22 protein-coding genes are annotated in these 17,134 nt (G+C 31.1%); all 22 read right to left on the bottom strand.

Annotated features, from left to right (window positions below):
• Positions 1 to 9: 9 nt before the first annotated feature.
• Positions 10 to 789, bottom strand: coding sequence for a TonB C-terminal domain-containing protein (locus OT390_RS00820; protein WP_014516669.1), 780 nt, complete (start codon positions 787 to 789; stop codon positions 10 to 12).
• Positions 790 to 791: 2 nt separating this feature from the next.
• Positions 792 to 1,181, bottom strand: a complete 390-nt coding sequence (locus tag OT390_RS00815) for an ExbD/TolR family protein (protein ID WP_002866730.1) — start codon at positions 1,179 to 1,181, stop codon at positions 792 to 794.
• 8 nt (positions 1,182 to 1,189) lie between these two features.
• Entirely contained in the window at positions 1,190 to 1,744 is a 555-nt protein-coding gene (locus tag OT390_RS00810) for a MotA/TolQ/ExbB proton channel family protein (protein WP_002885353.1), read from the bottom strand.
• On the bottom strand, positions 1,744 to 2,133 hold the full coding sequence (gene atpC, locus OT390_RS00805; RefSeq protein WP_002885351.1) for an ATP synthase F1 subunit epsilon: 390 nt from the start codon (positions 2,131 to 2,133) through the stop codon (positions 1,744 to 1,746). The genes OT390_RS00810 and atpC overlap by 1 nt, the downstream gene beginning before the upstream one ends.
• Positions 2,134 to 2,136: 3 nt before the next feature.
• On the bottom strand, positions 2,137 to 3,534 hold the full coding sequence (atpD, locus tag OT390_RS00800) for a F0F1 ATP synthase subunit beta (protein WP_002852005.1): 1,398 nt from the start codon (positions 3,532 to 3,534) through the stop codon (positions 2,137 to 2,139).
• Between the two features lie 25 nt (positions 3,535 to 3,559).
• Entirely contained in the window at positions 3,560 to 4,444 is an 885-nt protein-coding gene (gene atpG, locus OT390_RS00795) for an ATP synthase F1 subunit gamma (RefSeq protein ID WP_002860587.1), read from the bottom strand.
• 8 nt (positions 4,445 to 4,452) lie between these two features.
• Complete coding sequence (atpA, locus tag OT390_RS00790) at positions 4,453 to 5,958, bottom strand: F0F1 ATP synthase subunit alpha (RefSeq protein WP_002851836.1); 1,506 nt, start codon at positions 5,956 to 5,958, stop codon at positions 4,453 to 4,455.
• Positions 5,959 to 5,971: 13 nt separating this feature from the next.
• Positions 5,972 to 6,493 (bottom strand): F0F1 ATP synthase subunit delta, encoded by a 522-nt coding sequence (locus tag OT390_RS00785; protein ID WP_002851861.1) that lies wholly within the window; start codon positions 6,491 to 6,493, stop codon positions 5,972 to 5,974.
• A gap of 2 nt (positions 6,494 to 6,495) precedes the next feature.
• The gene (locus OT390_RS00780; protein WP_002859780.1) at positions 6,496 to 7,008 is read right to left on the bottom strand and encodes a F0F1 ATP synthase subunit B; all 513 of its coding nucleotides are present in this window, start codon (positions 7,006 to 7,008) and stop codon (positions 6,496 to 6,498) included.
• A 10-nt stretch (positions 7,009 to 7,018) separates the two neighbouring features.
• On the bottom strand, positions 7,019 to 7,444 hold the full coding sequence (locus tag OT390_RS00775) for a FoF1 ATP synthase subunit B' (protein ID WP_002859779.1): 426 nt from the start codon (positions 7,442 to 7,444) through the stop codon (positions 7,019 to 7,021).
• Positions 7,445 to 7,504: 60 nt separating this feature from the next.
• Positions 7,505 to 8,341: a ParB/RepB/Spo0J family partition protein gene (locus tag OT390_RS00770; protein WP_002859778.1), complete on the bottom strand. Its 837-nt coding sequence runs from the start codon at positions 8,339 to 8,341 to the stop codon at positions 7,505 to 7,507.
• Positions 8,342 to 8,346: 5 nt separating this feature from the next.
• Complete coding sequence (locus OT390_RS00765) at positions 8,347 to 9,132, bottom strand: ParA family protein (protein ID WP_002851697.1); 786 nt, start codon at positions 9,130 to 9,132, stop codon at positions 8,347 to 8,349.
• Positions 9,129 to 9,782: a biotin--[acetyl-CoA-carboxylase] ligase gene (locus OT390_RS00760; RefSeq protein ID WP_002859776.1), complete on the bottom strand. Its 654-nt coding sequence runs from the start codon at positions 9,780 to 9,782 to the stop codon at positions 9,129 to 9,131. The genes OT390_RS00765 and OT390_RS00760 overlap by 4 nt, the downstream gene beginning before the upstream one ends.
• Positions 9,745 to 10,662, bottom strand: coding sequence for a methionyl-tRNA formyltransferase (gene fmt / locus OT390_RS00755; RefSeq protein ID WP_002859775.1), 918 nt, complete (start codon positions 10,660 to 10,662; stop codon positions 9,745 to 9,747). Before fmt ends, OT390_RS00760 begins: the two co-directional genes overlap by 38 nt.
• A gap of 73 nt (positions 10,663 to 10,735) precedes the next feature.
• Positions 10,736 to 11,491, bottom strand: a complete 756-nt coding sequence (gene proB, locus OT390_RS00750; protein ID WP_032586509.1) for a glutamate 5-kinase — start codon at positions 11,489 to 11,491, stop codon at positions 10,736 to 10,738.
• Between the two features lie 87 nt (positions 11,492 to 11,578).
• A complete protein-coding gene (gene obgE, locus OT390_RS00745; protein ID WP_032586508.1) occupies positions 11,579 to 12,649 on the bottom strand; it encodes a GTPase ObgE in 1,071 nt (356 codons plus the stop codon).
• Positions 12,650 to 12,755: 106 nt separating this feature from the next.
• Positions 12,756 to 13,010 carry a 50S ribosomal protein L27 gene (gene rpmA, locus OT390_RS00740; RefSeq protein ID WP_002800974.1) on the bottom strand — a complete coding sequence of 85 codons (255 nt, stop codon included), beginning with the start codon at positions 13,008 to 13,010 and terminating at the stop codon, positions 12,756 to 12,758.
• Positions 13,011 to 13,020: 10 nt separating this feature from the next.
• Positions 13,021 to 13,329 (bottom strand): 50S ribosomal protein L21, encoded by a 309-nt coding sequence (gene rplU, locus OT390_RS00735; RefSeq protein ID WP_002778820.1) that lies wholly within the window; start codon positions 13,327 to 13,329, stop codon positions 13,021 to 13,023.
• Positions 13,330 to 13,487: 158 nt separating this feature from the next.
• On the bottom strand, positions 13,488 to 14,690 hold the full coding sequence (locus OT390_RS00730; protein WP_032586507.1) for a CsgG/HfaB family protein: 1,203 nt from the start codon (positions 14,688 to 14,690) through the stop codon (positions 13,488 to 13,490).
• Positions 14,691 to 14,699: 9 nt separating this feature from the next.
• Positions 14,700 to 16,058, bottom strand: a complete 1,359-nt coding sequence (locus tag OT390_RS00725) for a DUF6844 domain-containing protein (protein ID WP_070309851.1) — start codon at positions 16,056 to 16,058, stop codon at positions 14,700 to 14,702.
• A gap of 60 nt (positions 16,059 to 16,118) precedes the next feature.
• Positions 16,119 to 16,742, bottom strand: a complete 624-nt coding sequence (gene lpoB / locus OT390_RS00720) for a penicillin-binding protein activator LpoB (protein WP_002851945.1) — start codon at positions 16,740 to 16,742, stop codon at positions 16,119 to 16,121.
• A 23-nt stretch (positions 16,743 to 16,765) separates the two neighbouring features.
• Complete coding sequence (locus tag OT390_RS00715) at positions 16,766 to 17,134, bottom strand: YcfL family protein (RefSeq protein ID WP_032582572.1); 369 nt, start codon at positions 17,132 to 17,134, stop codon at positions 16,766 to 16,768.

Genomic DNA, 17,134 nt, shown 5'->3' with positions numbered 1-17,134 from the left:
TTTTTTCTCCTAATCATTTTTAACTTTCACTTCATCTCTTAAATTCATGGTAATGCTTATATTTTTATTTTGCGGAGGATAAGTAATAAATTTACCTTTTTGACTTTCTAAAAATTCAGCCACTTTAGCATCATATAAAGGATTCCCACTTTTTTCAACTGAAGTATAGCCAAATTTTCCATTTTCATCAATAAAAATTTTTACCTTAACAGAAATTTTTTCACTATTTGGATAATACTGAGTCCATCTTTGAGTGATAATACGCACAACTTTCCCTAAAAATTCATCATAAATTCCAATTTTTTGTGCCTTTGTACTTTCACCTTGTGTTGAACTTTCTTCTTGAAGCAAGCTATCATTAAGTTGTTTTACAAGTTCAGAAGCTTGAGGTTTTGGGGCACTAGAAATTCCTGATTTAGCACTTGATTGAATTTTTGTAGTCTTTTCTTCTTGTATTTCTTTAATATTTCCAAAAAGCTCATTAAAATTACTTGCCTTTTGGTCAATATCTTCGGTTTTAACTGTTTTATTTGTAGTCTGAGCAAAAAGCTTTTCTATATCAATTTGCTCTGTTGATTTTTGTATTTCTTTAGGAGTGTTGCTTTGAGTAATAACTTGTTTTGATGGTTCAGCAAGTTCAATATCTACAAAACTATCTTTTATATCGGTATATTGTATAGCAGGTTCAACCTCGCTTACAAGTCTAAAAAAAACAAGAATTACTATACCAACATATATTGCTAAAGCAAGTAAAAACGAATTTAAATTACTCAAACCATAATTTTTCATGATTATTCAGTCTGTAAAGCAACTTTATTAAATCCTAAATTTTTTACACTTCTTAAGACTGAAATAACATCGTCATATTTTAAGCTTTTATCAGCGCGTATAAAAACCGGATCTTCGGTATTAAATTGTGCTTTTCTTTGAGCAAGATTGTCAGCAAAACTTATAAAATCGTATTTTTCTTGATTTAAAAAAATTTCTTTTTTTGCATTAATACTAATAATTAAACTCTTAACAGTTGGAGCGCTAGTATTTTTTTGACTACCTTGTGGAAGATTAATTTTTTCTTCATAAGTAATGCTTGGAGCTGTTACCATTAAAATCGCAAGCAATACAAGCATAATATCTACTAAAGGTGTGATATTAAGTTCAGGTTTTTCATCATCAAATGGCATTTTTAACCTTATTTACTCGAACTTATAACTTTAATCTCGCTATCAATAATGCTTAAAAGTTCAAAAGCTTTTCTTTTAATGATGAGATGAAATGTATAAGCAGGAATTGCTACTAAAATACCACAACCTGTAGCAACTAAAGCCTCACTGATTTTAGGAGCTATGAGACTTAAAGAATTTTGAGTTCCAAGCCCACCAAAAGTTTCAAGTATAGAAATAACTGTCCCAAAAAGACCTATAAAAGGTGAAGTTGAAGCAATAATACTAAGCCAAGTAAGTCCAGCAGAAGCGCGGCGACTTGCTAAATTTTTATAGATTTCTAAATGATTTGAAGTTGTATCATTACATTTTCTTAAAATCGAATCAGTACGACTTAAATCCTTCTCACCCAAGAGCAAAGTTTCTAAACTTTCTTTCTCCTTGTTTCTCCATGTAGCCAAATAAGTCAATCTAGCAAACAAAATACTAAATGCTAAAATAAAATATAAAGAAAGCCATAATAAAACTATATAAGTAATAATACTTGAACTATTGAAAAAATGAAATATAGCTTCAAAATTCATTAATGCATCCTTGCATTATCAAGTTTTGAAAAAGTTGCTGCTAAAGCTGCATTATCAGAACTCATAGATTTAATCAAATCTTTTGCTTGAGCAAGATTTCTTTCAATCTCACTTTCATCACTTCCACAAACCCAAATCGCACCCTTTGCTAATACGCAAATCTTATCTTCATCTACCTTTGCATGTCCAGCATCAATAGCAACTAACTCATGATTTAAATCAGCTTTTTCAATATCAATTACTCCAGATTTTAAAGAAGAAACCAAAGCAGCATGTCCTTTAAGCACACCAAATTCTCCTTCACTACCTGGTAAAGTAACAGATTTTACTTCTCCTTGATAGATTACACCCAAAGGCGTAACTATCTCGAAATTAATCAAATCGTTCATAAATTAACCTTTTAATTTATCCGCTTTTGCAATAGCTTCATCTATATTTCCAACCATATAGAAAGCATTTTCTGGTAAATGATCATATTTACCTTCTAAAATTCCCTTAAATCCTGCTATTGTATCTTCAAGGCTTATATATTTTCCTGGGCTACCTGTGAAAACTTCTGCAACGAAAAATGGTTGTGATAAGAATTTTTCAATCTTTCTTGCTCTTTCAACTACAAGTTTATCCTCTTCGCTAAGCTCATCCATACCTAAAATGGCGATGATATCTTGTAAATCTTTGTATTTTTGAAGCACTGATTGAACACCACGAGCAACTTTATAATGTTCTTCTCCAATGATATTTGGATCAAGCATTCTTGAAGTTGAGTCAAGTGGGTCAACTGCAGGATAAATACCCTTTTCAGCAATAGCTCTATTTAAAACCGTTGTAGCATCTAAGTGAGCAAAAACAGTTGCTGGAGCTGGGTCTGTTAAGTCATCAGCTGGAACGTAAACAGCTTGAACTGAAGTGATTGAGCCTTTTTTAGTTGAAGTAATTCTTTCTTGGAATTTACCCATTTCACTTGCTAAGGTTGGTTGATAACCCACAGCTGATGGAATTCTTCCTAAAAGTGCTGACATTTCAGAACCTGATTGTGAAAATCTAAAGATATTATCAATAAACATAAGCACATCAAGACCCATTTCATCTCTAAAATACTCAGCCATTGTTAAACCTGTTAAAGCAATACGATTTCTTGCCCCTGGTGGTTCATTCATTTGTCCATAACATAGAGCAACTTTGTCTAAAACATTACTTTCTTTCATTTCATTATAAAGGTCATTTCCTTCACGAGTTCTCTCACCCACACCTGCAAATACAGAATAGCCGCTATGCTTAAATGCAACATTGTGAATAAGCTCCATAATAATAACAGTTTTACCAACACCTGCACCACCAAAAAGACCTACTTTACCACCTTTTGCATAAGGAGCAAGTAAATCTACAACTTTAATCCCTGTTTCAAAAATCTCACTTTTTGTGCTTTGATCTTCAAAAGCTGGTGGATCTCTATGAATTGCCCATTTTTTATCAAAAGAAATTTCTTCACCTTCATCGATCAAATCTCCAGTAACATTGAAAATTCTTCCTAAAACTTTCTCACCAACAGGAACACTAATAGGAGCACCTAAAGCCTCAGCTTTTAAGCCCCTTACCAAACCATCTGTCATATCCATAGCAATAGTTCTAACTCTATTATCTCCTAAATGAGCTGCTACTTCTAAAACAAGTTTATGTTTTTTTCCTTCGCTTTCAAAATTTACAACAATTGCTTCATTAATTTGAGGTAAATAGTCGTTAAAATCTACATCAACAACCGGACCTAATACCTGTGAAATAAATCCTTGCATTATTTATCTTCTCCTTAAAATTTTACTATTTCATTGATTCAACACCACTGATAATCTCTATAAGCTCAGTAGTAATGGATTCTTGTCTTGCTTTGTTATAAGCTAAATTTAGTTGTTTCACTCTTGCCTTTGCGTTATTAGTTGCATTATCCATAGCTTGCATTCTTGCGCTATGCTCTGCCGCCAAAGAATCGATTAACGCATAATACATATTATACTCAAAATACGTTTTCATTAAATCTTCTAAAAGCTCAGTTCCTTCCGGTTCAAGCTCTAAAAGAGAATTATGAGTCTGTTCAATACTCTTTGGCTCAACTGGAATAAGATGATTAATTTTAAGTTCTTGGGTAATCATATTTTTATAACCATTATGAACTAAAATCACTTCATCTGTATTTCCATTTAAAAAATCATCTACAGCAGCATGAATTACTTCACATGCTTTCTCATAATCAGGACTAGAACTAAGATGGAAATATTTCTCTAACAATTCTATTTTTTGAAAATTAAAATATTCAATCCCAGTTTTACCTATAGCTCTAAGACGAATATTAATATTTTTTGCTTCATATTCTTTTAGCATTTCACTTACTGTTTTTAAAGTCTTAATATTAAAACCACCGCATAAGCCTTTATCTGCAGTGATAAATATTAAATCTACGGTTTTAATTTGTTCTTTTTTATGAAACAAAGATAAACGCACATCATCTTCATTGTGAACAATTTTATTGATCTGAAATGAAATTTCACTCAAAATTTCATCGATTTTTTGTGCATAAATTTTTGATCTTTTAGCTGCTTCTTCTGCTTTTTTTAACTTAGCAGTAGAAACTAGCTTCATAGCATTTGTAGTCTTTTGAGTGTTATGAACACTTTTAATTTTTCTTTTAATTTCTTTTAAATTAGACATAAAAGACCTTATAAATGATTTGCTTTAAACTCATTAATGGCTTTAGCTAGTTTTTCTTCCAAATCAGAATCTAAAGCTTTTTTAGAGCGAATTTGCTCAAAAATATCTGGATGTTTTGCCTCAATAAAAGGATAAATTCCATCTTCAAATTCCTTAATTCTAGAAACAGCAATATCATCTAAGAAACCTTTGGTTCCTGCAAAAATTAAAACTACTTGTTTTTCAACGCTAAGCGGAGAATAAGGTGGTTGTTTTAAGAGTTCAACCATTCTTTGTCCACGTTCAAGTTGTTTTCTACTTGCCTCATCTAAATCACTAGCAAATTGTGCAAAAGCTTGAAGCTCTCTATATTGAGCAAGGTCAAGTCTTAATGTGCCTGAAACTTGTTTTGTAGCTTTAATTTGAGCAGCCCCACCTACACGAGATACTGATAAACCAACATTAATTGCAGGACGAATTCCTGAGTTAAATAAATCAGTTTCTAAGAAAATTTGTCCATCTGTAATTGAAATAACATTAGTTGGAATATAAGCAGAAACATCTCCTGCTTGTGTTTCAATTATCGGCAATGCCGTCAAAGAACCAGCACCTAATTCATCATTTAGCTTGCTTGCTCTTTCAAGCAATCTTGAATGAAGGTAAAAAACATCGCCTGGATAAGCTTCACGACCTGGAGGACGACGTAAAATCAAAGACATTTCGCGATAAGCTACAGCATGCTTGCTCAAATCATCATAAACAATTAAAGCATGTTTTGCGTTGTCTCTAAAAAATTCACCCATGGTTACACCAGTATATGGAGCTAAGTACTGTAAAGCCGCAGGATCTGAAGCACCGGCATTTACAACAATAGTATATTCCATAGCACCATGTTCTTCTAGTCTTTTAACCACTTGTGCCACTGTACTTTGCTTTTGACCAATTGCAACATATATACAGATAACTCCTTGACCTCTTTGAGATATAATAGTATCAACAGCAACAGTAGTTTTACCTGTTTGTCTATCACCTATGATAAGCTCTCTTTGACCGCGACCAATTGGCACAAGCGCATCAATAGCTTTAATTCCTGTATGTAAAGGCTCATGAACACTTTTTCTCGCCATAATACCTTTTGCTTTTTCTTCAACAAAACGATATTCATTAGCATTGATCACACCTTTAGCATCAATTGGCTCACCTAAAGCATTTACAACACGGCCAATCAAAGCCTCACCTACTGGAACTTTAAGTAATTTCTTAAGTCTTTTTACAGAAGCACCTTCTTTTAAACCTTCTCCTTTTCCAAGTATAACAATACCTACACTCGACTCTTCAAGGTTTAAGGCCATTCCTTTATCACCATTTTCAAATTCTACCATTTCTCCAGCCATAATATTCTTAAGTCCATATACCTTAGCAACACCATCAGCTACAGAAATAATCTTTCCTGTTTCTTCAATTTCAAGATTTAAATCAAAATTTTCAATTCTTTCTTTGATTATTGAACTGATCTCATCAGCTTTAAATTTCATTTACTTTTTCTCCTTAGATAATTTTCAATATATATTCGTTTAGCTTATTTTGAAGAGCTTTCATAGAAAAAGAAAGTTCATAACCTAATTCTTCTAATTCTATTTTAACACTATCATCTTGACTGATTTTATTATTTAGTTTAATATTTGCATCAAATTTTTTGTTAAGTTTGACTTCAAGATCTTTAAGATTTTCTTGACTTAATTTTTCTTTAGAATATACAATACCAACAAAAATATTTTCTTTAAAAGCTTTTTGTCTTTCAAGTTCTTTAACTATTTGAGGAATGCATTCTAATCTTGAATTTTCAATCAAAAGTCTTAAAAAATTTTGAAAACTAGAATTTTTAATATCAAAAAAAGAATCAAGAAATTCCATTTTTCTTTCTTTTTTAATCTCATTAGATTCTATAATATTTTTAAATTTTGGCAAAACAAAAGCAGAATTTAAAATACACAAATTCTGATAAAAATCATTTATATCAGCTCTTGAAGCTATCGCTTTTGCATATCTTCTTGCAATTATATTTTCCATATTTAAGATACCTTCTTCATCATAAGTTCTATTATTTCACTCTGTTTTAATGTCATATTTGGATCAGAAAAAATTTCATTTAAAGTATTTGATACTAATTCTTTTTCCATTTTTCTAAATTCATAATCTTTTTGTTCCTCAAAATGTTTTTGAAGTAAATCTAACTCATCTTGAGTCTCTTTCTTAATATTTTGAACTAAAATTTCAGCTTCTTTTTTTGCTGTAATTAAAGCGGCAGCAGCACTTGCCTTAGCTTCTTCAAGTTTTTTCATCGTATCTAATTTCTTAGCTTTACTTTCTAAAAGTTTTTTTTGAATTTCATCAAGTTTAGAAGAAATTTTTACAATACGGTTTTTGTAAAAATTTTTAAATGGAGTTGCAACAAAATAATACAATATACCCACAAAAATTAGAAAATTAATAGTCCTTGGAATAATATCATATTCTCCACTACCGTTTGATGCACCAAAAGCATACAAAGGTAGCAAAAATATAATAAATAATAACTTACTCATTTCTCTCCTCTTAAATTTTCTTTATGTTATTTTGCAAAGCTTGCTTAAGCTCAGGTAAATGTATGTTTAAATGTTCTTGTAACTCTTTTTTTTGAATAGCTAAATCTGCATAAAAGCTGGCCATTTTTCTTTCTAATTCTTCTTTCTTGCTTCTAAGAATTTGCTCTGCCTCTTCTTTAGCAGCAGCTATAGCACTTTGTTTGATTTTTTGAATTTCTTCTCTAGTGTTAATATGAATAACTTCTAATTCATCATTCACACATAAAACTTCTTGAGAATTTTCTTTTACTTTATTCTCATCATTTTTTATAGAATCATTTCTTTCATCCATAAATTTTAAAAGCGGCTTATACAGCATACTATTTAAAATAACTATCATAGCCAAAAAAATAGCTATAGTAGCAAGCATTATGGAAGGATGCATATCTTCAAACATAATTCTCCTTGGTTAGAATTTTTGAAGGACTATTTTACCATAAAAAAGCTAAGATTTTGGTTAAAACTTTTCAAGCATTTTGATTAATTTTTTAATTTTATCAATATTTTCTAAATGAATTACAAAATCATTATTTTTATTTTTGCAGTCAAATCCAAAGCGATTTAGTATTTGTTTTAATTTTTTTATTTCATCTTCAAATTCTTGATTAGGTAAGCTTTCATTATTTTTTATTTTTTTAACTATTTTTTCAGTATCTCTAACATTAAGTTTTTGACCTATTATGCTATCAACCAACATTTTTTCATCTTTTTGATCTAAACCAACCAAAACTTTAGCATGACCCTGAGAAATTTTTCCAGAAGCAATCAACTCTTGAGTTCTAATATCTAAATTCAGAAGTCTTAAAGTATTTGTTATTTGAGTACGAGACTTATGAATAAGTTCTGCTAAATTCTCTTGAGTAATCTTATGAACTTGCATCAAATCCTTATAAGAATTAGCAAGTTCAATAGGGTTTAAATTCTCTCTTTGTATATTTTCAATAAGAGCCAATTCTCTAAGTTTATTCTCATCAATATCAGCAATAAAAGCTAGAATTTCTTTTTTTCCTAATGCTTTCACTGCTCTTAAGCGACGTTCCCCAGCAATTAAAATAAATTTATTATTTTTTTTAAATACAATAATAGGCTGAATAAGTCCAAATTCTTTGATAGAATTAGCAAGCTCATCTAAAGCTTCTTGATCAAAATTCTTTCTTGGCTGAAATGGATTGGGTGAAATTTGATCAATTTCTATCATAGTGCTTTGATTTTTATCAAAACCCAATTCTTTGCTATAAACAGTATCCATATCACTGATTAAACTACTTAAACCCCTATCTTTATTTAACCCCATTATAATTATCCTAATATAGAATACGCCAAATTTTGATAAGCAACAGAACCTGGCGATTTAATATCATAAAGAATTATAGGCTTTCCAAAACTTGGACTTTCTGCAAGTTTTACATTGCGAGGGATCACAATAAAGTCATCTTCGTTTCCATTAATAGTAAAAAGTTGTTTTTTAAAATTTTGTTTCAAATCATCTACAACATCTTTAGAAAGATTATTTTGAGAGCTATACATTGTCGGTAAAAATCCACGAACCCTGAGTTTAGAATTAATAGTTTTTTTGATAATTTTAATTGTATTTAAAACCATAGCTACACCCTCAAGCGCATAAAATTCACACTGTATAGGGATAATTACGCTATCACTTGCTGCAAAAGCATTTATAGTAATACTTCCAAGAGCAGGTGGAGAATCAATAATAATAAAATCATACTCATCAATTACTTCTTGAATTTGATTTTTAAGTAACATTTTTTTCTCATTATTTTCACCTTTAGCAAGCTCTTGTTCTATACCTACAAGACCTATATTTGAAGGAGCTAAATGAAGTTGTGGCAATTCTGTTTTTAAAATAATATCTGAAAGCTTTTTTCTTCCTATAAAAACATGGTAAATATTATACTCATAATTATTACGATTAAAACCAAGCCCTGTAGTCGCATTAGCTTGTGGATCAACATCAATCAAAAGTACTTTTTTTTCAGCCACAGCCAAAGAAGCGGCTAAATTTACTGCTGTTGTAGTCTTTCCTACTCCACCTTTTTGATTTGCTATTGTAATAATTTCGCTCATCTTAAACTATACACCCTTTTATCGCCTAGTAAAATTGAACCATCTTCGTACAAAAAAGAATTTTCAAGTGAAAAAACTTTACCTTCATGATGGACGCTAAATTTTCTTGATTTTTCAAATTCTAACATATACTTGCTAAAAATATTCTTCCATAAAATTTTTTTTTCTACTTTTTGCAAAAACTCACTCACTAAATCTTTAAGCGAAATTTCTATATCGCATAAAGCTGTATTTTGGGGTGCAAATTTAAGATTTAAACCCATACCGCCTATGATAAAATTTGAAATTTTAGCACTTATAACTCCTCCAGCTTTTTTATCATCTAAATATAGATCGTTAGGCCATTTAAGCCAAATTTTAGAACCTTTTTCTTGTAAAACTTCTTTAAGTAAATAAGCAAAATAAATACTCACAGAAGCTAAAGGTAAATCTTTTGGCAAATCTTCTTCTTTAATACAAAAAGAAAGATGTAAATTTCCTTTAGAGCTTTGCCAAGAATTTTCCCTACTTCCAACTCCATTTGTTTGTTCTAAAGCATAAATAGCAAAATTTTCATCAATCTTTCCATTGCGTATTTGCTCGCATAAAAAAAGATGAGTTGAGTCTATACTTTCAACACAAACTATCTTCACTTTTAAGCCTTTTTCCATTTAAATAAGTCCTGCCATCAAGAGCTTTTTTTCCACTTTCTTGAAGTTTTTTAATACGCAAAACTCCTTGTTTGCAAGCAAGCAAAAAACTTTCTTTTTCTAATTCTAAAATTTCACCCATCTTAGCATTTTGTTTTAATTCATCCACAAGTTCAAGTTCTAAGAATTTAAGTCCATTTTCCAAGAAAACTCCAGGCCAAGGGGTGAAAGCTAGATATTTTTGATAAAGTTCTCTTGCATTTTGCAAATTTATAAGCCCATCTTCTTTTTTGATTTTTCTACAAAGCGTTGCTAGACTTTCCTCTTGTTTTTTAGGGGTGATTTTATCAAAATTTAAAAGAGTAGAGAGGATCAGCTTAGCGGCCAAATTTGCTAAAAGTTCAAAAACTTCACTTGAATTTTTATCTTTTATATCACATTCTAAGCTTTCAAGTATAGCACCTGTGTCAAGCCCTTCTTCCATGAGCATGGTGCAAACTCCACTTTTTTCATCTTTATTTAAAATTGCACTTTGGATCGGACTGGCACCACGGTATTTTGGAAGTAAAGAAGCGTGCAAATTCACACAAGGCGCTAAATCCAAAATGGCTTTAGGTAAAATTTTTCCATAGGCAGCAACCACGATAAAATCAGGATTTAAATCCTTAATCTCTCTTATAATATTTTTATCTTTTAAAGAACTTGGAGTAAAAATAGGAATACTAGGATAATTTTGACTTAAAAAAGCCTTAGTATCACTTGGAGTTAAAATTTGCTTTCTACCTACGGCTTTATCAGGCTGAGTAAAAAGTGCTACGAGTTTAAAATTTTCATTTTCTACTAGTGCTTTTAAAATACAAGTTGCGTAAGATGGAGTGCCCATAAAAATAATTTTTTTCATTTTTTCGCTTTGTGTGAAATTAAAAGTTTTAATTATAGCTTATTTGATTTTAAAAGAGAATTTAATAAATTAATCACTCAAACAAAGTTCCACATATTTGTTTATCTTCTAATAAAAATGTCTTTGCCACACTTAAATCAAAGCCACTTGCTAAAAACATTTTTTTATTGTGTTCAAGTAAAAATTTAGCTGCCTTAAGTTTGGTTACTATACCACCTGTTCCGTGCTCACTACCTGTTTTTATGGTTGCTTGTAGCCATTCTTCTTTAATATGAGTGATTTTTTCTAAACGCTTTGCATCACTAAATTCACTAGGATTTTTATCGTAAAATCCATCAATATCGCTTAAAATCACAAGCAAATCCGCATCAAAAAAATGCGTAGCATAAGCACTTAAACTATCATTATCACCAAAGACAATTTCTTCTATAGCTGTAGCGTCATTTTCATTGATAATAGGCAAAATTCCTAAATTTATCATCATATCGATAGCATTTTTTGCGTGTTTGGTAGCTTTTCTAGAGTCAAAATCCTTGCCTGTAAGTAAAATTTGTCCGCCTAGTTTGTTAAATTTGGCTAAAAGCTCGTTATAAACACTGATTAAAAAAGGTTGTCCAATAGCAGCTAAAACTTGTTTATTAATAAGGTTTTTTCTATCGATATCTAGTTTGGTGTGTCCTGCCGAAATAGCCGCCGAGGTTACTAAAATTACTTCATATTTTTCCATGAGTTTAGCTAAAAATGCGACTAAATTTTTAAGACGCTCAAAACTTAAAGTGTTTTCTTCGCTAATCACATGAGAACCCACTTTAACAACTATTCTTTTCATGCTTATTCCTTGAAAAATTTTTATAATTTTAGCCAAAATTTCATATAAACTAGTTATTTTTGAAAAAATAGGGAGTGTTTGAAATTTTTAATATAAAACACTTCCTAGATTGTTAAAATTTTTTTTGTTATTTCTTAAAGTTTTAATTTCTTCTAAAAGCATGAATTTAAGTTCTTTGAGTCCTGTTTTTTCAAGGCTTGAGACTTTGATTAAAAAGCTTTGTGGATTATTTATTTCTTTGAGATAATTGTCTAACTCATTAATGTTTAAAGCAATTTGCTCAGCAAATTCCTCTCCTAAACGAACACTATCACTTTTTGAAATCATGATGCCAAATTTACGCCCAAAAAGTTCATTGGAAAATTTTTCAAGTTCTTTTCTTAGTACTATAAATTGTTCTTTTAAAGGCATTTGCCTCATAGGATCTAGCACGAAAAGTAAAAAGCTCGTTCTTTCTATGTGCTTTAAAAAGGCAAGTCCTAAGCCTTTACCCCCACTTGCTCCTTCGATAATCCCTGGAATATCAGCCATAACAAAGGAATTATACTCATCTACATCTACAAGTCCAAGTTTTGGAGTAAGGGTGGTAAATTCATAATTTGCAATTTCAGGTTTTGCATTTGAAACAACGCTTATAAGAGTAGATTTTCCCACATTTGGAAAGCCCACAAGCCCTACATCGGCAATAAGTTTAAGTTCAAGTCTGACTAAGCGACTTTCTCCTTTTATACCAGGTTGTGCGTAATCGGGGCGTTGATTGGTGGCGTGTTTAAAATGGGTGTTGCCAAGTCCACCTTTTCCACCTTTTAAAAAAAGCTCTCTTTGTCCTTCTTTGGTAAGATCAAGTAAAATTTCATTGGTTTGTACATCGATAACTTGCGTTCCTTCGGGCACTATAAGTTCTAAATTTTCACCCTTTTTGCCATTTTTATTGCGTCCCATTCCACCAGCACCATTTTGCGCGCGTAATTCTCTTTTGCCTTTGAAATTTACAAGAGTGTGGGTATTATTATCACATACGAAAATAATATCACCACCATTTCCACCATCTCCTCCATCAGGGCCACCAAGTGGAACATGTTTTTCACGGCGAAAACTTACAGCACCTTTACCACCATCGCCTGAAGCTAAAGTAATTTTAACACTATCAATAAACATTTAAATTGCCTTTGACTTTAAATTTATAAAGCTAAATTTGAGTAAATAAAAGAAGTTAAATTTATAAATTTAAAGTTTTCAAGACACTAAAAAGCGTCCTAAAAACTTATGCAGGATATACAGAAACTTTTTTTCTATCTTTGTCTTTTCTTTCGAATTTTACAAAACCATCAATTAGAGCAAAGATAGTATGATCTTTTCCCATGCCTACATTGTTACCTGCATGAGTTGCAGTTCCTCTTTGGCGAATGATGATATTTCCAGCTCTAACAAACTCGCCACCAAATTTTTTAACACCTAAACGACGACCTATGGAATCGCGGTTATTTTGAGTTGAACCTTGACCTTTCTTGTGTGCCATTCTTTACTCCTTAAGCTTTAATATCTTTTACTACAACGCGAGTAAATTGTCTTCTAAAACCGCGTTTGAGTTTAGAATCTTTTCTGCGTCTTTTTTTGTAAATCACAACTTTTTTATCTTTTCCGTGATTGATCACTTCCAAAACAACTTTTGCACCTGCTACGAAAGGCGCACCTACCTTTAATTCTTTATCATTGATAGCAAGAACTTCGCTTACTTCAATACTTGCTTTGCTTTCAGCTTCAAAGTGATCTAGTTTTAGCTCATCGCCAACACTTACTTTGTATTGCTTTCCGCTGTGTTTGATAATAGCATACATTGCTTTTCCTTATAAATTGGTAGTACCATAAAGCACCGTAATAACGGATTTAAAAGCTTTAGTGGTTTAATAAAATTTCGATTTTACAAAATTTTTCTTTAATTTTTGATGAATTTAAGAAAGAGTTTAGAGTTTGAGAAAAATCAAACTCTAAAAATTTAAAAGCCTAGATTTACTCCGCCGCCTTCTTGGGTTTCATAATTTGTATCACGACCTATAGTGTAGCCATTTCCACTACCAGTATTACTTAAAGGTCTGCAAATATCGCCCACTTTTACACTACCTTCTGTGATTTTTGCATAAGAAAATTTAGGGCTTGTGCGAGTGATTTCAATACTTCCTGTTTTGCTTTCTACTCTTCCTGTATTTTCTTTTATATAAATATCTTTTATAACCTTCCCAAGAGCAAAACATTCATAAACATCACCTTGATTTAAGCTTTGAGAAAATATTACTTCATTGTTTTCAACACTTGCAACTTTCAAAGGATAAATTGCGTTTAAAATATCTCCTGCTATACGATTTGCAATTTGTTTGAGTGCGGTTTCATTGGCACTAAGACTATTGTCTTTAAGATTGACTTTCATGCTTAAAGTATTAGAAAATTTAATTTGTCTTGTAGCAAATAAAAGCACACGATAATCTACGATAACTTCAATTTCAGTTTTGCTTTTTCCTGTTAAATTGCTTGTTTTTTGTTTACCTTCAAGTCCTGAAATAGAAAACAATAAAATATAATCTGTTGCTAACACATTTTTAAGTTTATAAACTTCATCACTAGCTGCGTCGCCACTTTTAATTAAAGCTTTTTCCATTTCATAATAGCCACTAGAATCACGGTCCAAAACATTAAATTTACGACTTTGCAATAAATCAGAAATGATTTTTTGTTGCAAAGCTGAGCCTATGCCTCTTTTTGCAGCATCTGGAGTAGAATCAAAAACAGTAATACTTCTTCTATTATCTGCACTTAAACCTGGAGCTTGATACTTTTTTGTTGTTGTGGTTTTAAAAATCGTTACATTAGCTGCATATTTACCATTTGCATCTTGTTCAACACTATTGATTTCATAAGTATCAGCTCTACCTTTGGTGGCTTTTGAAATTTGCTCGCTGTAATTATCTTGTATATTTGAACCTGAATTATCAGTTGAAACGCTAGTATTAGATTTCTTAAGAGAATTGATGCTTACTCCGCTCATTTTTCCTATAGCCTCTATAATGGCATTGTTTATCGCATCTTCCCTAGTCAAGCCTGTGCCTTCACCTGTGCTTGATTTTGTTGAAGTTGTGGTTATAACTTTAGCATTAAGACTTAGGCTTAAAAATAAGCCTAAAAAAAGAATTTTAATTATTTTCATCTTTTACCTTTAAAAATCATCCATACTATTTACAACATTAGAGCTTCTTTGTATGCTAGAAGATTTTTTAGCTTCATTTTTTGTTGCATTTGACTTTGAATTTAAAGCCTCATTTGTGTTAGCTAAATTTTCATAAGAATAAAATCTCACAGCTCCTACATGTTCAATACCATTTTCACTTGTATAGCTCCATTTTTTAAGAGTACGAATACCACGAATTTTACCGCTTGCGCTTGCTTTTATTTTACTATTTACTTTGTCAATAATATTTGTTATGTTTTGAGTTTGTTCTTGAGTGGAACTATCATTAACATTAATACTTTGTTTGATGATTTCCTCGTAAGTATCACCAGTTGTTCTTTCATCTTTAAGACTTAAATTTGTATTAATAAACTCTATAATAGCAGCATCAGCCATAGTAAGTGCTGTTTCTTTGGCTCTATCTTCTAAAATATTTGTTTTTTTAGCATTGCTAGGATCTGCTACATAACCCCAGTTTCCATAACTTAAAATAATAGGTGCACCATTTTCATCATAAACTAAGCGAATTCCATATTCATTTAAAAAGCCTTTTGTATCTTTTGGCAGATACTCACTTATTGCCTTGCCTTTACCCTTAATAGCACTCTGTCTTGCTAGTGCCATATCTTTTGCTAATTGGCGAGTTTTATTGGAAATAACAGCAATAACACCTATATCATACTCACCTCTTCTTTGTGTAACTATAGTTTGCACAGGAACAAGTCCACTCATAGAACCTATGGCATTTGTCATAGTTTTATTAAGAAATTCTTGCTTTAATAAAGTCTTTTTTCTGTCTTCGCTTAAAGAATTTGTATCTATACCTAAATCTTTTAATGCCTTATCAAGCTGAGCACCAGCTAATTGTGTAAGTTTATTTAAAATTTGATCAACCTTATCACCTTTTGGCAATTCATCAAATTCCTTAGCATTCGTAGAATTATCTGCTTCATAATTTTGAATCCTGCTTGTAGCAATTCTTCCAAAAGCATCTCTTATAAATTCGCTTTGCAAATTTAACATTGCTTTTTGATAAGCATTTTGTAAAGCTTGTGCAAATTGTGGATCAGTATCATTTACAGCAACAGTACCTTTTCCTGTATAAAAAGTTTTTCCATCTTTGGTTATACCATATTCTATACCGAAATTATCCGCAAATTCTTCAAAAAAATCTTCAATTGATTTTGGGGTAATATCCTTAGTACTTGCGTCAGACATTTCATTTTGAATATTTATATCTTGTTGTGTAATTTCTACAGGCTGGGAACCTTGTGCATAAAGTAAACTTGCCATAACTAAAGAGCCGATAAATAATATTTTTTCATTTCGTATCCTTTTAAAAATCATAAAAAAAGCCCAAGCTAAACACTTGAGCTAAAAAATTTTATTCATAAATTAATTTTTATTTTACCAAGTAACTGATTTACTAGAACCGGTTTTATCAATAGTTTGTTCATCTTCCCAATAAACTAAACCTGATGTTAAATCAGTAAGTCTTAATAAGAAAAAGTATTCTACTTGAGTTTTACCATTGCTAAGTTTTACATTATCTTGTCTAATTTTACCCGCAAGAGAAAAATCAGGCGATACCAATGTCCCTTTTTTTGCTATGGTTTTTTGATTAAACTCATCATTATCTCTTAATTCTCTTACATCTTCACTCATGCTATCAAGTGCTCCACCTGCAGCAACTGCTGAAGTTAGAACAAATTTACCTGATTTTCTTAATGCAGAAGTGATTTTTGCGGTGAGTTTTTCAGTATCGATTCTTTGTGGGGTATCATTCACAACCCTACCAATAGCAATAACCTTTCTTGTACCTGGTTTAATATTTGCAAAAGCAGGATCGCTTAACATACTATTTATCATAGTTTCAGCTGCACTTTCAAAATCTTGTCTATCAAGACCCAAGGTTAAAGCATCGCCTTTTTTCACCTGACTTGCCTTTCCATCTGTATAAGCTGTTTGCGCACAACCACTAAAAAGCAAAGCTCCAATAAGAGCTGTTCCTAAAATTTTTGTTTTTTTCATGATTTATCCTTCCTAAAATGAGATTAATTTTTTGCTTTAATTTCTAGCCTAAAATCCTTCGCTCTTATATCAGATGCAAATTTACGAAGAATCACCTCTTGTCCCGCTGGAATTCTAAGGGCTTGATAGTCCTCATTTAAAACATCTCTTAACACAAAACCATCTTTATCTAACCAATCTACTTTATAAATTACATCTTTAGCAAAAGTACTGCGTAAAATCACTTCAAATTCTAAATAACCATTGCTATTTATACGCTTTTGAAATTGTTTTACTAAACTTTTTGGTAAATTTGAACCTAAAATTACAGTATTTTGATTTGAATTTATTTGATAACTTGGTGCACAAGCACTAAGTAAAAACATTAAAATAAATAAAATAATTTTTTTCAT

It is taken from the genome of Campylobacter sp. CFSAN122748 (assembly GCF_045277125.1).
Classification (GTDB): domain Bacteria; phylum Campylobacterota; class Campylobacteria; order Campylobacterales; family Campylobacteraceae; genus Campylobacter_D; species Campylobacter_D jejuni.
Note: the sequence above shows the minus strand (reverse complement) of the source record. Positions and strands in the feature narration are given on the sequence as shown.

What these genes read in the sequence shown, in the direction of transcription:
- OT390_RS00820 (WP_014516669.1), bottom strand. Translation starts at nt 789, where the DNA reads ATGAAAAATTATGGTTTGAGTAATTTAAATTCGTTTTTACTTGCTTTA.
- OT390_RS00815 (WP_002866730.1), bottom strand. Translation starts at nt 1,181, where the DNA reads ATGCCATTTGATGATGAAAAACCTGAACTTAATATCACACCTTTAGTA.
- OT390_RS00810 (WP_002885353.1), bottom strand. Translation starts at nt 1,744, where the DNA reads ATGAATTTTGAAGCTATATTTCATTTTTTCAATAGTTCAAGTATTATT.
- atpC (WP_002885351.1), bottom strand. Translation starts at nt 2,133, where the DNA reads ATGAACGATTTGATTAATTTCGAGATAGTTACGCCTTTGGGTGTAATC.
- atpD (WP_002852005.1), bottom strand. Translation starts at nt 3,534, where the DNA reads ATGCAAGGATTTATTTCACAGGTATTAGGTCCGGTTGTTGATGTAGAT.
- atpG (WP_002860587.1), bottom strand. Translation starts at nt 4,444, where the DNA reads ATGTCTAATTTAAAAGAAATTAAAAGAAAAATTAAAAGTGTTCATAAC.
- atpA (WP_002851836.1), bottom strand. Translation starts at nt 5,958, where the DNA reads ATGAAATTTAAAGCTGATGAGATCAGTTCAATAATCAAAGAAAGAATT.
- OT390_RS00785 (WP_002851861.1), bottom strand. Translation starts at nt 6,493, where the DNA reads ATGGAAAATATAATTGCAAGAAGATATGCAAAAGCGATAGCTTCAAGA.
- OT390_RS00780 (WP_002859780.1), bottom strand. Translation starts at nt 7,008, where the DNA reads ATGAGTAAGTTATTATTTATTATATTTTTGCTACCTTTGTATGCTTTT.
- OT390_RS00775 (WP_002859779.1), bottom strand. Translation starts at nt 7,444, where the DNA reads ATGTTTGAAGATATGCATCCTTCCATAATGCTTGCTACTATAGCTATT.
- OT390_RS00770 (WP_002859778.1), bottom strand. Translation starts at nt 8,341, where the DNA reads ATGGGGTTAAATAAAGATAGGGGTTTAAGTAGTTTAATCAGTGATATG.
- OT390_RS00765 (WP_002851697.1), bottom strand. Translation starts at nt 9,132, where the DNA reads ATGAGCGAAATTATTACAATAGCAAATCAAAAAGGTGGAGTAGGAAAG.
- OT390_RS00760 (WP_002859776.1), bottom strand. Translation starts at nt 9,782, where the DNA reads ATGGAAAAAGGCTTAAAAGTGAAGATAGTTTGTGTTGAAAGTATAGAC.
- fmt (WP_002859775.1), bottom strand. Translation starts at nt 10,662, where the DNA reads ATGAAAAAAATTATTTTTATGGGCACTCCATCTTACGCAACTTGTATT.
- proB (WP_032586509.1), bottom strand. Translation starts at nt 11,491, where the DNA reads ATGAAAAGAATAGTTGTTAAAGTGGGTTCTCATGTGATTAGCGAAGAA.
- obgE (WP_032586508.1), bottom strand. Translation starts at nt 12,649, where the DNA reads ATGTTTATTGATAGTGTTAAAATTACTTTAGCTTCAGGCGATGGTGGT.
- rpmA (WP_002800974.1), bottom strand. Translation starts at nt 13,010, where the DNA reads ATGGCACACAAGAAAGGTCAAGGTTCAACTCAAAATAACCGCGATTCC.
- rplU (WP_002778820.1), bottom strand. Translation starts at nt 13,329, where the DNA reads ATGTATGCTATTATCAAACACAGCGGAAAGCAATACAAAGTAAGTGTT.
- OT390_RS00730 (WP_032586507.1), bottom strand. Translation starts at nt 14,690, where the DNA reads ATGAAAATAATTAAAATTCTTTTTTTAGGCTTATTTTTAAGCCTAAGT.
- OT390_RS00725 (WP_070309851.1), bottom strand. Translation starts at nt 16,058, where the DNA reads ATGATTTTTAAAAGGATACGAAATGAAAAAATATTATTTATCGGCTCT.
- lpoB (WP_002851945.1), bottom strand. Translation starts at nt 16,742, where the DNA reads ATGAAAAAAACAAAAATTTTAGGAACAGCTCTTATTGGAGCTTTGCTT.
- OT390_RS00715 (WP_032582572.1), bottom strand. Translation starts at nt 17,134, where the DNA reads ATGAAAAAAATTATTTTATTTATTTTAATGTTTTTACTTAGTGCTTGT.